Origin of the sequence: Pseudomonas sp. Leaf59 (assembly GCF_920984685.1) — a bacterium.
Lineage (GTDB): Bacteria > Pseudomonadota > Gammaproteobacteria > Pseudomonadales > Pseudomonadaceae > Aquipseudomonas.
Map to the genome: position 1 here is coordinate 299,501 of NZ_CAKLBR010000001.1, position 14,676 is coordinate 314,176.

The window sequence follows — 14,676 nt, forward strand, 5'->3', positions numbered from 1 at the left end:
TGCATACACCACGGCCCGGAACGCGCTCGATGACATTCATTCTATGGTTGGCCGTACTCGGCGCCGTATTGCTCACCCTCGCCCTCACCTCCTCCTACCTGCGCTGGATGCCGGTGACCACCTCGGCGGTGTGCCTGTTGCTGGGCGTCGCGATTGGTCCGCTGGGGGTTGACCTGTTGCACCTGGACATCAAGGGTTCCGCGCGCTGGATGGAACACCTGACCGAAGTCGCCGTGCTGTTTTCGCTGTTTGTCAGCGGCCTCAAGCTGCGCCTTCCGCTCAGCCATCGCCTCTGGCGCACTGCGTTCGGCATGGCCGGGCCGGTGATGCTGCTGACCATCCTCGGCACCTGCCTGGCGCTGCATTACCTGCTGCAATTGTCGTGGGGTGTGTCATTGCTGGTGGGGGCAATCCTGGCACCCACCGACCCGGTGCTGGCCGGCCTGGTACAGGTCAACAATGCCCAGGACTACGACGCGCTGCGCTTTGGCCTCTCGGGCGAGGCCGGTTTGAACGACGGCACGGCCTTCCCCTTCGTGATCTTCAGCCTGCTGTTCATGCAGCATGGCGGCTTTGACGGCGACTGGCTCGGCGGCTGGGTCCTGAAGAATCTGATCTGGGCAGTGCCAGCCGGGTTGCTGGTGGGTTACTGGATGGGCCGGGGCATCGGCCGCGTCACCTTGTGGCTGCGCATCACCCACGACGACAGCACCCTGTCGCCCAATGACTACCTGACCCTGGCGCTGATCGCACTGGCCTACGTGGTCGCCGAAGCGATCGGTGGCTACGGTTTTCTGTCGGTGTTCGCTGCCGGGCTCGGCCTGCGCCAAGCCGAACTCAAATCCACCGGCAACGCCAGGACACCCGCCGAGCACCTGGCACTGCCCGTGGTCGGTCACCTGGAAGTGGAGCCGGAGCGTGCCCTGCAAGGCGACGTCAGTGAACTGGCCGATACGCAGATTGCGGCAGGCGTGATGATGGGCGACATGCTCTCGTTCGGCAGCCTGGTGGAACGCTCGATGGAAGTGTTTCTGGTGACCGTCTTGGGCATCGTGCTGGTCAGCCATTGGGACTGGCGCGCGCTGTTGGTGGCGGCATTGCTGTTTTGCGTGATTCGCCCGGTCAGCGTATTCGCCATGCCCTGGGGCAGCCTGGTCGACCGCCAGCAACGCGGCCTGATGGGTTGGTTCGGGATTCGCGGCATCGGCAGCATCTACTACCTGTTCTACGCCCTCAACCATGGGCTGATCGGCACCAGCAGCGCCGTGGCGGTGAACCTTACCGTGTCGGTGATTGCCCTGAGCATCGTCGTGCATGGCCTGAGTACCCAGCCAATGCTGGCATGGTATGAACGACGAGCCAGGGCGAAGGGTCAGTCCTGACGCTCAGTATTGCCGACGTCTGCCGCGTCATCCAGATCGTTGAGAGGCACAGTGGCATCCTCCTTGAGCGGCGCGGTGGCATCGTCCATCAACGAGCCCGGGTCTTCGTTGCCCGGATCGTTGGGGTCGTCTTCCAGGTCGAGTTCTTTTGACATGACGTTCTCCTCTAGCCGCCCTGAGTATCGATATCGGCATCGGTTTCAGGTTTGTGCTCGGGCTCGGGTTCGAAATCCGGGCTGAACTCGTTCTCCTTTGCCTTGGGGTCGCTGGCAGCCGCTGGATCCTTGGGTGCATTGACAGCGCTGCCTGTGGCCGGCGCGCCGCCATCGATGGCCGGGTCGTTACGGTTGCTGGTTTGCGGGTCGTCGCTGGTGTTCATGGGGCACCTCTTCGCAGGTCTGAGGGAAATCTGTACTGCGTAAAACTAAGGCGCCGCGCCGACGAGCGAAGTTCCTTCCGAGTGCTCAGCGGATCGGATTGTCGACCTGGATATAGAACGCATAAATGCCCAGCACCAACCAGAACACCATGAACAGCCAGGGTGCACGCATGGAGAACAACAGCGACTTGCGATAGCCCTTGTGGGAGGACTCCATTTCGGAAAACAGCGGCGACTCATCGTAGGCCATGCCCATCACCGGTTCGCTGCGCAGCAGTTCGCTCTGTTTGTAGTGCCAGTGGTCGATGATTTCATACGCCGCGCGAATACCGGGCCAGGCATTCAGCGAACTCAAAATACCCAGCGCCACCAGGAACACCGGCACCACCAGGGTAAACAGCTTGCCCCACTCCGGATTGAGGTTGCCCATGCCGGAGACGAAGGCGATCACCAGGAATGACTGCGCGGTGAGGTAGGCATCGGTGCGGTTGGCGAGGATGGTGGTTTCGTACTGGATTTCTCGGCGGTAGAAGTCCAGCCGGTCCTTGGGCGAACCGAAGATCTTGGCGTTGTGCTCGCTGTGGTCGGTCAGGGCCGATTCCGGGGTATCGGGCGAGATGATGGTTGGCACGACGGTACTCCGCAGATTGTCGAATGCCAATTAGAAGAATCGAGCGTGGGCGAAGTTCAAGTTAGTTACGCACCATTAAAGAGCACTGCGCGAGCGATCTGAGGTGGAACGCCCTATCGTGGCGAACGGGGCACCGTGGCGAGCGGGCTTGCCCCGCGTTGGGGTGCGAAGCGCCCCCAATCGAGCAAAACGCGGTGTCCCTGATACGGCTCAGCGCCTGGTTTTGGGGCTGCTGCGCAGCCCAACGCAGGACAAGCCTGCTCGCCACAGGGAATCTGCGCTTAACTGAACGGCATTAGGGCAAGCCCGCTCGCCACAAGTAATCGGCGCCTGAACGCCATTTCGGCACATGCATTGCTTAACCCTTTCATCTGCCCGTAAACAGGAGCAAGCGTTACCCCCCGACCCAGAGCCCCCCCACCAGAAAGAAAGGACCAGGCCTGTTGGCACCCTGCGCCACGGGCTCATATAAAAAATGCGTTTTTAAAAGCGGCAGTGCCACCCATGCACCCCTGGGCACTGACAAGGTATCGGAATGGCTCGATCTTTCTTTGACGAAATGAATGACGCGAACGGCGAGTGCCGTGCGCACTACCAGGATTTCTCGCGCTGGCTGGCCAATACGCCGCCGGAACTGCTGGCCCAGCGTCGCCGCGAGGCAGATTTGCTGTTTCACCGCGCCGGGATCACGTTCACCCTGTACGGCGATGAACAGGACACCGAGCGCCTGATCCCCTTCGACATCATCCCGCGCAGCATTCCCGCCAGCGAGTGGAGCGTGATCGAGCGCGGCTGTATCCAGCGCGTCAATGCGCTGAACATGTTCCTCGCCGACATCTACCACGACCAGCGCATCATCAAGGCCGGCATCATTCCGGCGGAACAGGTGCTGGGCAACGAAGGCTATCAAAAGGCAATGGTCGGGCTAGACCTGCACCGCGGCATCTACTCGCACATCTCCGGCGTCGACCTGGTGCGCGACGGCGACGGCACCTACTACGTGCTCGAAGACAACCTGCGCACCCCCAGCGGCGTGAGCTACATGCTCGAAGACCGCAAGATGATGATGCGCCTGTTCCCCGAAGTGTTCGCCAGACAGCGCATCGCGCCGGTGGACCACTACCCCAACCTGCTGCTCAAGACACTCAAGAGTTCCAGCCGCCTCGACAACCCGAATGTGGTGGTGCTGACCCCTGGCCGCTTCAACAGTGCGTTTTTCGAGCATGCCTTTCTGGCGCGGGAAATGGGCGTGGAACTGGTGGAAGGCGCCGACCTGTTCGTGCACGACCTCAAGGTATTCATGCGCACCACCGACGGGCCCAAGGCCGTCGACGTGATTTACCGCCGCATCGACGACGCGTTCCTCGACCCGCAGGCGTTCAACGCCGAATCCATGCTCGGCGTGCCCGGCCTGGTGGCCGCCTATTGCGCGGGCAACGTGGTGCTGGCCAACGCCATCGGTACCGGCGTGGCCGACGACAAGTCGATCTACCCCTACGTGCCGGCGATGATCAAGTTTTACCTGGACGAAGAACCGATCCTGCAGAACGTGCCGACCTTCCAGTGCCGCAAGCCTGATGAACTGTCCCACGTGCTGGCCAACCTCGGCGAGCTGGTGGTCAAGGAAACCCAGGGTTCCGGCGGCTACGGCATGCTGGTGGGCCCCGCGTCCACGGCCGCCGAGATCGAGGACTTCCGCCAACGCATCAAGGCGCGCCCCCATGCCTACATCGCCCAGCCGACCCTGAGCCTGTCCACCTGCCCCACGTTCGTCGAAAACGGCATTGCGCCCAGGCATATCGACTTGCGCCCCTTTGTCCTCTCGGGCAAGGAAACCCGTCTGGTGCCCGGTGGTCTCACGCGGGTGGCGCTGCGTGAAGGCTCGCTGATCGTCAACTCGTCGCAGGGCGGCGGAACCAAGGACACCTGGGTGGTGGAGGACTGAATATGCTGAGTAGAACCGCCGCAGATCTGTACTGGATGTCACGTTACCTGGAGCGCGCCGAAAACCTGGCACGCATGCTCGAAGTCAGTTACTCGTTGTCGCTGATGCCCCAGGCCGGGCGCAGTGACGGGCTGGACGAACTGGCCATGTCGCTGCTCAGCAGCGGCACCCTGGAAAATTACCTGGAGCGCCACCAGACCCTGGACGCCGAACGCATGCTGCACTTCTTCGCCCTCGACGAAGAAAACCCGGCCAGCATCTACAACTGCCTGCGCGCCGCACGTGGCAATGCCCACGCGGTACGCGGGCGCATCACCGCCGACATGTGGGAAAACCTCAACGCCACCTGGCTGGAAATGCGCAGCATCGCCGCCGGCGGCCTCGCACGACATGGCATCAGCCACTTCTGCGACTGGGTCAAGCAGCGCTCGCACCTGTTTCGCGGCGCCACCTCGGGCACCATCATGCGCAATGACGCCTACCGCTTCATCCGCCTGGGCACCTTTGTCGAACGCGCCGACAACACCCTGCGCCTGCTGGATGCGCGCTACGAGATGTTCGGCGAAGAGTCCGAAGAAGTCAGCGACCTGTCGGCACGCGGCTACTACCAGTGGAGCGCCCTGCTGCGCGCATTGTCGTCCTTCGAGGCGTATACCGAGCTGTACCCGAATGCCCTCAACGCGCGCTCGGTGTCCGAACTGCTGCTGTTGCGCAGCGACGTTCCGCGCTCGTTGCACGCCTGTATCGAGGAACTGAGCCAGATCCTCGCTGACCTGCCCGGCAGCTACGGCCGCACCGCGCAACGCCTGGCGGCGGAGTTCGAGGCGCGGCTGCGCTACACCGGCATCGACGAGATTCTGGAGGACGGCCTGCATATGCGCTTGATCGAGTTCATCGACACCGTGCGCGAACTGGCCCGATCCATCCAAAGTTCCTACCTGGAAGTGGTCTGAAAGGGAGCCTGCGCAACGCTCTGTGGCAAGCGGGCTGTTGTGTCGAGCGGGCTTATTGTGGCGAGCGGGCTTGCCCCGCGTTGGGGTGCGCAGCGCCCCCATCGAGCAAAACGCGGTGTACCTGATACGGCTCAGCGCCTGGCTTTGGGGCTGCTGCGCAGCCCAACGCAGAACGCAGGACAAGCCTGCTCGCCACAGGGAATCTGCGCTTAACTGAACGGCATTAGGGCAAGCCCGCTCGCCACAATAAGCCCGCTCACCAGAGGAATGTGGCTGCCTGAAACCATCAGACCCCGTTGGCGTGCACGGCCCACCACCTGGGCAACAACTGCCGCACCCGCGCCTCGCCAAAGCGGTCGTCGATCAGCATCACCACGCCCCGGTCCTGCTGGCTGCGAATCACCCTGCCCGCCGCCTGCACCACCTTCTGAATGCCGGGATACAAATAGGTGTAGTCATACCCGGCGCCGAAGATCGCGCCCATGCGCAGCTTCATCTGCTCATTGACCGGATTCAACTGGGGCAGGCCCAGGGTCGCCACAAACGCGCCGATCAAGCGCGCGCCGGGCAGGTCGATGCCTTCGCCGAATGCGCCGCCCAGCACGGCAAAGCCAATGCCCTGGCTGTGATGGGTGAACTGGTCGAGAAACCCCTGGCGCTCGGCCTCGGCCATGCCGCGCGATTGCAGCCACAGGGCAATCTGCGGGTGCCGTTCGGCCATCAGTTGGGCGACCTGTTGCAGGTAATCGAAGCTTGAAAAAAACGCCAGATAGTTACCCGGTTGCGCGGTGAACTGCCGCGCAATCAACTCGACGATGGGCGCCAGCGACGCCTGGCGATGCACGAAGCGCGTGGAGATACGCTCGACAATGTGCACCTGCAACTGCTCCGCCTTGAACGGCGACTCGACATCCACCCAGGCCGTGTCCGCCGGCAGGCCCAACAGGTCGGCGTAGTAATGCCGTGGGCTCAGGGTCGCGGAAAACAGCACGCTGCTGCGCGCGGCGGTAAGCCTGGGGCCAATGAATTGGGCGGGCACCACATTGCGCAGGCACAAGGTTGAGCTGCTGCGCTTGCCGCTGAGCTGACGTTTGCTGATATCGAAGATGAAGTGTTCGTTGAACAGCTCCGCCACCTTGGCAAATTGCAGCGCCTCGAAATAGAAGGCCTGCAGGTCACCGCTGAGGGCCTCGGGACGCTCGTTGAAGTAGTCGCCCATCGCGCCGACGCACAGGCTCAGTGCCTGCAACAGTTTTTCCGGCCGAGCGCCGTAGGCCTGATACGGCGCGACCTGGTCCTTGTGCAGCGCATTCCATTCACGGTTGAGGCGCTGCAAGGGTTTCTTCAAGGACTCCGGCGCCGTGTCGCGCAAGGTCTTGAGTGTGTACTGGTCGAGGCTCGCGCTGTACATCGCGCGCGCCCGTTCGACCAGGTTGTGGGCTTCGTCGACCAGCACGGCGGCCCGCCATTGGTTGAGCTGGCCCAGGCCGAACAACATGGCGGCAAAGTCGAAATAGTAGTTGTAGTCGGCGACGACCAGGTCGCTCCAGCGCGCCATTTCCTGGCTCAGGTAATAAGGACAAACGTCATGGGCCAGGGCCACTTCGCGCAGGCTGCGTTGATCGAGCAGGCGCACGCTGGACGCGGCGGCGCGGGCGGCGGGCAGGCGATCATAAAAGCCTTTGGCCAACGGGCACGATTCGCCGTGGCAGGCCTTGTCCAGGTGCTCGCAGGCCTTGTCTCGCGCCACCAGCTCCAGCACCCGCAGCGGTAACTCCGGGTGGCTGTCGTACAAGACCTGCGCGGCATCCAGAGCCAGCTTGCGCCCGGGCGTCTTGGCGGTAAGGAAGAACAGCGTGTCCAGTTGCTGGGGCCCCAGGGCCTTGAGCAGCGGGAAAATCGTGCCCACGGTCTTGCCGATGCCGGTCGGCGCCTGGGCCATCAGGCAGCGGCCGGTGCTCACCGCCTTGTACACCGTCTCGGCCAGCACGCGCTGGCCGGGGCGAAACGCGGCATGGGGGAAGGCCAGGGTTTGCGCCGCCTGGTTACGGGCTTCGCGGTGCTGCATTTGCAGGCGCGCCCAGTCGAGGAACAGCGCACAGTGCTGATTGAAGAACGCTTCGAGTTGCGCCGCCTGGAAGGGCTGGCTAAGCAGGGTCTCGCCCTCGCCGACGATATCGAAATACACCAGCGCCAGGTTGATCTCGCTCAGCCCCAGCTTCTGGCACATCAACCAGCCGTACACCTTGACCTGCGCCCAATGCAGCAGCCGGTGATTGGCAGGCTGGGCATCGAGGTCGCCACGGTAGGTCTTCACCTCTTCCAGGCGATTGCTGTCGGGGTCGTAGCCGTCCGCCCTGCCCCGCACCTTAAGCTGCTGGTACTCGCCCTCAAGGGCCACTTCGTTCTGGTAGTGCGCGCTGCGCCGGGACGCCACCGTGCGATGGCCGATGATGCCTTCCTGGGCGCTGGGCGATGGGGTAAAACGCAGGTCGAGGTCGCCGACCTTGGCGGTGAACTCACACAGCGCCCGCACAGCCACGCTGTAGCTCAAGCGGGCTGCTCCGCCCAGCGCACGTAGCAGACGGTAACCGGCATCTGGTACTCGCCGCAGAATTCCAGCCAGCGCAATTGATTGTCCTGCAAGCGGTCGCCGGGGCCCTTGACCTCGATCATGCGGTAGGTCTTCTGCGCCGGCCAGAACTGGATCAGGTCCGGCATCCCGGCACGGTTGGCGCGAATATCCAGCAGCAGACGTTCGAACCAGTAGCGCAGGTGCTCGGCGGGCAGGCAGGTCAGCGCCTGTTCGAGCAACTCGTCGCTGAGCAGGTTCCAGAACACGAACGGTGACTGGATGCCCCATTTCTCCACGTAGCGCTGGCGGATACTGGTTTTGTAGCGCTCATCCTGCAATTGCTCGAAACACGCGGCGAACAGCGGCGCACGGCGCTGATGGAAGTCTTCGCTGTGCAAGTCCGCAGGCCCGCGCTGGAACGGGTGAAAAAACGACCCCGGCAGCGGCGCGAAAATCACCTCCCAACACAACAGGCCGAACAGTGAGTTGATCAGCCCGTTTTCCACGTAATGCACCGGTGCGTCAGGCTCACTGAGGTGCGCCTGCACGCAGTACTCCACCGACATCACCGGCGTCGGCACCGCCAGCGCCAGGTCCAGGCGCGTGACTGGCCGCGGCCGGGCCTTGGGCAGCGCCGGCTCGCCCAGCTTGCGGCGCAGGCGCGGCAGCACCCGCAGCAGGTGTTGCTGCTCGGCCGCGCTGTGCGGTGCCTGCTGCGCCAGACACGCCAGGGCCATGGCCTGGGCGTAGGCCTCCTGGCGTTCCAGCACGCGGATCAGCCGCGCGCGGGCGCCGGAGTGGCTGCATGCCCGGTAAATCTGCTCGGCCAGCGCCAGTTCGGCGCTGCGCTCGCACAGCTGGCCGATCTGCAACAGCAGCTTGGCGCGGCGCTTTTCCAGCCAGGGGTTGTCGGTTTTCAGCGTGGCAATCTGCTCCAGCACCTCATCCACGGCTTCGCCCGCCTCGAAAGCCTGCTGACACTGGTGCAAAAACAAGTAGCCGTGCACGTCATCGCGGCTGCGCAGGCCCCGGGATTCAGTGCAGAAGGCAACTTTTTCATAGGTATGAATGCCCAGGTCGGCGAGCACGAACTCGGACCAGTCCTGGTGCAGGTTGCCGAAGAACATCAGGCGCAGGCGGTCGCACAACTGCATCACGGTGAGGCTGTAGAGCGTGTCGGGCAGCGCCGGGCACCACTGGGCGAAACTGCGGCTGTCGGGGAACTGCGCGGTCAGGTGTTCCAGCCAGTCGGCCTTGTTGCCTCTGGGGTGTTCGATCCAGGGTTTGAACGCCGCGAGCAGTTCGCTTTTTTGCAGCACGCTGAACAGCACCTCAAACTCCAGCGGGCTCTGATCCTCCACCCAGCCCAGCCCGAGCAACGGCGCCGCCGCCGCATGGGGGCAACCGATCTCCAGATAATTGAGCTTGCCCGCGCGGAAATGCACGCCCTTGCGCATCACCATGCGCACCAGCAACGCCTGGGACGGCTGCGGCAACCTGTCAAATTGCTGAATGAAATGCTCTTCGTCGGCGTCGAGCAAATCGGCATAGCGTTGCCCCAGCCAATGCAGCACTTGGCGGAAGTTGTGCAGGTAATACAGGGGATCGTCGAGGGGATTGGCCATGGCGCAAGCAATCAAATACTGGTTATGCATACAGAGTGCCGTTGCCCAGGCCTTGTTGCAATCGGTAATAGATAAATGGCGCACGCAACTTTTTGTATAAAAGTGATCAGATAGGGGAATCGATGGCGTACCATTTATGGCCCGCAGCCAGCAGCTGCGGGACTTTTCAGAGTGAAGGTAAGGGTTATGAACATGAAGAATTTGGGTCTGCCGCTGGTTGCACTCACTTTTCTGCTGCTGGCCGGTTGCGCCACGCAAACGGTCGTCACGCTGCAAAACGGCACGCAATACCTGACCAAGGACGCCCCCAACGCCAAGACGGCCGACGGCTTCTATGAGTTCACCGATATTGCCGGCAAGCGCATCCGCATCAAGGCCGATGACGTGGCCACGGTGCGCAAGGAAGACTAGCGTCTAAGCGATCCTGTGGGAGGGGGCTTGCTCCCGATAGCGGTGTATCAGTCAGCCCATCTGTTGCTGACCCGCCGCTATCGGGAGCAAGCCCCCTCCCACCTTTGGTCTTCATTGTTTCAAGCAGTGCGTTCAAAGCCCCTCACACCGTTTCGAACGCATTCAGTCCTTAGCTGATGACTATTCCCTCCCCCGACAAACTAGCCACCCCCACCAGCGTCACCGAATCCCCACCAAAGCTGAGCACCGTATCCGCGCCAACCACCCTCGCGTGATCGCGGTAATCCGTGCTGCCCTGCACGCCGCTGAACACCAGCGTGTCGGTAGGCTGATAGCCGATCACGCGGTCATGGCCGAACTGCCCGCTGAACAGAAAGGTGTTGTGCCCGCTGTGGTCGCGGAGGGTGTCGTTGCCTTTGCCCCCCTCGATAAAGTCGGCGCCCGTGCCGCCCTGGATGAGGTCATTGCCGTCGCTGCCAAGGATGAACGTGTTGCCCTTGTGCGGCTCGGCATTGCGGTTGAGGTCCTGCACCCAGGTGCTGGCCCGCGCCGGGTCCGACAGGTTGGCGACGATCACCGTGGCGTCGCGCGTCATCTGCTCGTAGAAGCCGGACTCCAGGATGCGTGTCATGCCGTCGCCATAACCGCTGGGCAAATGAGCGAACCAGGTGGGCAGGTTGGCGATGGAAAACGGCAGTACGTTCCACAGCGTCGAGGCGTAGTGGTCATTGAAGTTGACGATATTGTCGGTGGTCGACTCATGGGGCTTATCGTGCACGCCCAGGGACGCGAAGTTGACCGATGAACCGTCCAGCGCACGGAACACCGGGTCGTTCTCAAAGCCGACATTGAGCACCTTGTCGCCGGCGCTCTGGGTCGGCGAAGCGTAGGCCACGTAGTGGGCGTCCTTGTAGAAGCCTGACCATTTATTGCCACTCAGGTCGGCCATACTGTTGACCGCCAGCCCGCCCAGGCTGTGCCCGCTGACCAGCACGTCGTTACCGCTCAGGCCGTGGGCGCCGGCATAGTCAGCGACGTTCTTGAGCAAGCCGCCAAAGGCTTCGCCCGCGTAATTTTTTGCATAATCCCTGGGGCCCAGCGCGGCCAGCAGGTCGCTGACCAGATCGCCGATGGAGTCGCTGATCAGGTTTTCCCGTGGGCCGGAGGTGCCGCGAAAACCGATGCCAATTTCCAGCAATTTGCCGGCATCGTCGTACTTGCCCAGCACCTCGACCTGCGCCGTGGTGTAGCCGGCCTTTTCGCCAAAGAACGTGCCCCGGGCGTCGACCTTGCCGGCGTAGCCCAGGGCGGCGGCGCTGATCGGCGTCCAGCCAGCTTTTTGCACCGCGTCCAGGGCCGCTTTTTCCGAGTCCGGATTCCACGGGATACCCGGAATCACCCCCTGCGAATCAGTGCTGCCAAGCAAGGCGCCCACCAGCGTGGCGGGCAAGCCGAGGCCCAGCCCATTGTGCTGATAGCCCACGGCAAAGCCGTCGTCCAGGTTGTGATAGGTGTACAGCGTGATCGCCATGGCATCGGCGAACAATGCTTTGGAGCCCTCGGTGCCGAGGTTTTTATAGTCAAAGATACCCATCGCTCGTGCCTCTCTTTTGTTGATGTTGTCGAGAAAGCCAATCGATCGTTCCCGCGTCGCGCACGGGAACGCTTCATGCGTCAGAACGCCCAGTCGAGGCTCAACCCCACCCCGTGGACCTTCTCCTTGCTGGCCAACAGGCCGTTGTAGTCGAAGTTCACCCGCGCATCCTTGCTCAACGCCAGGCTCACCCGCGCGCCAACCAGTGCCGCATCACGCACCATCGGCGCACTCTGCACCGCAAACGACGGGCCGCCCGACGCAAACGCCAGGTGCTGCTCGGAATCGGTGCTGCTGAGGTTGTGCTGCCAGCCCAGGGTGCCGGACAGCTCCAGTTGCTGGTGGTCATTCACATTGAAGGTCTTCAACGCACGCAGGCCCAGGGTGCTCAGCACCAGGTCGCGGGTGTCGTCACGGCTTTTCAACGCGGCGGCATCGCCCTTCTCGGTAAAACCATCGCTGTCCAGGTGCACGTAGGCCAGGTTGGCGAAGGGTTCCAGCGCCAGCGCCGGCAGATTTACGCGGTAGGCTGCCTCGGTGAACACTTGCGTGCTGCGGGCATCGACCTTGGCTTTCTGCTTGCCGGCGACGTCGCCGTATTGCAGGTCGCGCTTCACGTCGGCGCGGTGCCAGCTGTAGGTCGCCCCGCCGCTCAGGCGCCAGGCACCGATCTCATGCCCGGCATAGGCACCGAAGTGGTAGCTGTCGACCGACGCGCGCGAATGGGTGTCGCTGCCCATGTTCAGTGAAGTGTCGCTGTAGCCCGCCACCAGGCCGATACGGGTGGACTCATCCAATGCCCCGTCAACCCCGGCGAGCATGCCGCCAATCGACGTGGTGTAGCCCGCCGTGTCGCTGCGGCTGTCGGTCTTGCCCCAGGCGCCGAGGGCCTTGATCCAGACGTTGCCGCGGCTGTCGACGGTGTCGCTGGAGGCACCCATTTCACCATTGCGCAAGCGCTCGCCCACGGCCTCGCGCACGTAGCGGCTGTCGTTGACCAGCGCGGTCTCCAGCGCCGGATAGATTTCCCCCGACAGTTGCTGGAACGCGCTGCGGGCCGACGCGGCTGTGGGCGCCAGCAGCAGGCTTTCGTACACCGCATTGCCCGCGCCCAACTGCTCGGCGGCTGCGGCCACGGCGCGCTGGTTATCAGTGACGCCCACGCTGGCAAAGCTGTTGGCGTTGCGCGCCACATCCAGTTGCACGCCGTTGGCGGCGTAGTTCAGGTTGCCGCCGATGAACACGTAGTCGGGCAGCACCGCCGCAAAACTGCCGTTGATGCCGCCGGCCGCTTGCAGGATGTTGTACTGGCGCCCGATCAGGCTTTGCGCCTGCGCCGTGCTGAGCAACGTCGGGCTGTTTTCCAGGGCCAGGGTCACGGTGCCGCCGTTGAGCGTGGCGGTGCCGCCGGCCACGATGCGGTCGCTGCGGGTGGGCGACAGTTCCACGGCGTAGGTGGAACCTGCGTCGAACGTCACATCCCCGGCCACGTTCAGCGTGCCGATGGAGTTGCCCGGCGCCACGGTGCCGCCGCTTTTGGCCAACAGTGAACCGATGCGCCCGGAGCCGCCGACCACGCCGCTCTGGCTGACGGTGACGTCCGAGGTCAGCGAGCCGTTGATTGCCAGCCGGCCCTGATTGACCAGGGTCGGGCCGCTGTAGGTGTTGGTGCCGCTCAGCACCAGGGTGCCGATGCCCAGCTTGGTCAGGCCGCCATGCCCGGCAATGTCATTGCTCCACACGTCCAGCCCGCAATGCACATCGGTGCACACCCGCTGCGTCGGTTTGCCGGCATCCACCACCGCGCCGATGCCCGGCAGGTCGGCGACGAACTGGCCGCTGCCGTAGGCACCGTCGATGCGGAACTCGGCCGGAATATCCTCGGCAGTCACCAGCATCCCCGGCCCGTTGATGGCCTTGCCCAGGTTGATCATGCCCCAGCCGTACAGCGAATCGATGCCCGGCGCGCCGAGGTCGGTGGCGGTGGTCTTGAGCAGCGTGGAGATCTGCTCGCCGCTCATGTACGGGAAACGCTCCATCAACACCGCCGCACTCCCCGCCACATGGGGCGCGGCCATGGAGGTGCCGTTGAAGTTGGCGTAGTCGGTGGTGAGGTTGTCCAGGTTGGTGCCGTTGATGACCGAGCTGAAGATCTTCGTACCGGGGGCCGACACGCAGAAACTCGCCGCATACCCGCAGCGCGAGGAAAAGGTGCTGATCACATAGGGCGTGGCGCTCGCGGTGTCCGGGTTCTGCTGCAAGGCGGCCACGGACAGCCAGTTGGGCGCAATCTCCGGGACGAAGTACGCCAGGCCCGAAATTGCATCCGGGTTATTGCGGTTGTAGTCGTTGCCAGCGGCGAAGATGGTCAGCACGCCGCTGCGCGCGGCGTCGATTGCGCCCTGGTAGGCGCCGCCGGCAAGGGTGCCGAGGATCGGGCGGATGTTATTGAACTGGGCCTGCGCTTCATTCACGGTGAAATTGGGGAACGCCGGATCGCGGCCGCCCTTGGCATATGGGTCACCGATGCCGATGCCCCAACTGTTGTTGATGATGCGCGCGCCGCTGGCCACCAGGGCGTCCCAACCGGCCTTGTACACCGCGCCATCGTTGCCGAGGATGATGCCGTCTTCGGGGCCGGGGTCGCCGTTCTCGGCGCTGATGATCTGCGCACCGTAGGCCACGCCGTGCATCGGCCCGCCATCGCGGTTGCCTGCGGCGATCCCGCCGACGTGGGTGCCGTGGTTGCCCAGCTTGCCGTTGGAACCCAGGGACGGCGTGCCGTCATAGCGAAACGCATCGCCGGCCTTTACCGGAATATAGGGGTCGGTGTACTGGCGGATGCCCTCGGTGACAATCGTCACCACTTTGCCGGGGCTGGCGAACTCCGGGTGCGCGGCGTACACCGGCTGATCGAAGATGCCCAGTTTTACGCCCTTGCCGGTGTAGCCGGCGGCGTACGCGGTGTCGGCATGCACGGCGCCCAGGCCCCATTCGGCGTTGAACTCAGCGCTGCGCCAACTGGCGGCGTCGCCCAGCTTGCCGGTTTCCACATAGGGGGCCGCGTGGGCGGTGCCCAGGCTGGCCAGGCAGCACAGCAATGCGCCACAGGGCGCGCTGCGCGGGTGGCGCAAAGCCTTGTGGATGGCGGTTGTTAACCCTGACTTGCGTGTGTTCACGG

The 14,676-nt window shown here is 63.6% G+C and carries 11 protein-coding genes; 4 read left to right on the top strand and 7 right to left on the bottom strand.

Annotation, left to right across the window (positions count from 1 at the left end):
* Positions 1–29 precede the first annotated feature (29 nt).
* Entirely contained in the window at positions 30–1,382 is a 1,353-nt protein-coding gene (locus LUB09_RS01185) for a cation:proton antiporter (RefSeq protein WP_209982165.1), read from the top strand.
* Here the strand turns inward: LUB09_RS01185 and LUB09_RS01190 are convergent.
* The 3 genes from LUB09_RS01190 to LUB09_RS01200 all read right to left on the bottom strand — a co-directional run bounded on the left by LUB09_RS01190 (position 1,373) and on the right by LUB09_RS01200 (position 2,392).
* Complete coding sequence (locus tag LUB09_RS01190; RefSeq protein ID WP_209982167.1) at positions 1,373–1,537, bottom strand: hypothetical protein; 165 nt, start codon at positions 1,535–1,537, stop codon at positions 1,373–1,375. The genes LUB09_RS01185 and LUB09_RS01190 overlap by 10 nt on opposite strands.
* 11 nt (positions 1,538–1,548) lie before the next feature.
* The gene (locus LUB09_RS01195) at positions 1,549–1,761 is read right to left on the bottom strand and encodes a hypothetical protein (protein WP_231421337.1); all 213 of its coding nucleotides are present in this window, start codon (positions 1,759–1,761) and stop codon (positions 1,549–1,551) included.
* A gap of 85 nt (positions 1,762–1,846) precedes the next feature.
* Positions 1,847–2,392, bottom strand: coding sequence for a hypothetical protein (locus tag LUB09_RS01200; RefSeq protein ID WP_209982171.1), 546 nt, complete (start codon positions 2,390–2,392; stop codon positions 1,847–1,849).
* Positions 2,393–2,927: 535 nt separating this feature from the next.
* Between LUB09_RS01200 and LUB09_RS01205 the strand changes: the two genes are divergently transcribed.
* Together LUB09_RS01205 and LUB09_RS01210 are read left to right on the top strand one after the other, a co-directional pair.
* Complete coding sequence (locus LUB09_RS01205; RefSeq protein WP_209982173.1) at positions 2,928–4,337, top strand: circularly permuted type 2 ATP-grasp protein; 1,410 nt, start codon at positions 2,928–2,930, stop codon at positions 4,335–4,337.
* Positions 4,338–4,339: 2 nt separating this feature from the next.
* Positions 4,340–5,290 (top strand): alpha-E domain-containing protein, encoded by a 951-nt coding sequence (locus tag LUB09_RS01210; protein ID WP_209982174.1) that lies wholly within the window; start codon positions 4,340–4,342, stop codon positions 5,288–5,290.
* 286 nt (positions 5,291–5,576) lie between these two features.
* On the opposite strand, the gene LUB09_RS01215 is transcribed toward LUB09_RS01210, so the two are convergent.
* A complete protein-coding gene (locus tag LUB09_RS01215; RefSeq protein WP_231421338.1) occupies positions 5,577–7,844 on the bottom strand; it encodes an ATP-dependent DNA helicase in 2,268 nt (755 codons plus the stop codon).
* On the bottom strand, positions 7,841–9,490 hold the full coding sequence (locus tag LUB09_RS01220) for a VRR-NUC domain-containing protein (protein ID WP_269325474.1): 1,650 nt from the start codon (positions 9,488–9,490) through the stop codon (positions 7,841–7,843). The genes LUB09_RS01215 and LUB09_RS01220 overlap by 4 nt, the downstream gene beginning before the upstream one ends.
* 186 nt (positions 9,491–9,676) lie before the next feature.
* Here LUB09_RS01220 and LUB09_RS01225 point away from each other — a divergent pair, with 186 nt between their 5' ends.
* Positions 9,677–9,901, top strand: coding sequence for a YgdI/YgdR family lipoprotein (locus LUB09_RS01225; protein WP_057008775.1), 225 nt, complete (start codon positions 9,677–9,679; stop codon positions 9,899–9,901).
* 169 nt (positions 9,902–10,070) lie between these two features.
* Here LUB09_RS01225 and LUB09_RS01230 read toward each other — a convergent pair whose 3' ends face one another.
* A complete protein-coding gene (locus LUB09_RS01230) occupies positions 10,071–11,495 on the bottom strand; it encodes a polyurethane esterase (RefSeq protein ID WP_231421340.1) in 1,425 nt (474 codons plus the stop codon).
* An 80-nt stretch (positions 11,496–11,575) separates the two neighbouring features.
* On the bottom strand, positions 11,576–14,674 hold the full coding sequence (locus LUB09_RS01235; protein WP_231421341.1) for an autotransporter serine protease: 3,099 nt from the start codon (positions 14,672–14,674) through the stop codon (positions 11,576–11,578).
* Between the last annotated feature and the right edge of the window lie 2 nt (positions 14,675–14,676).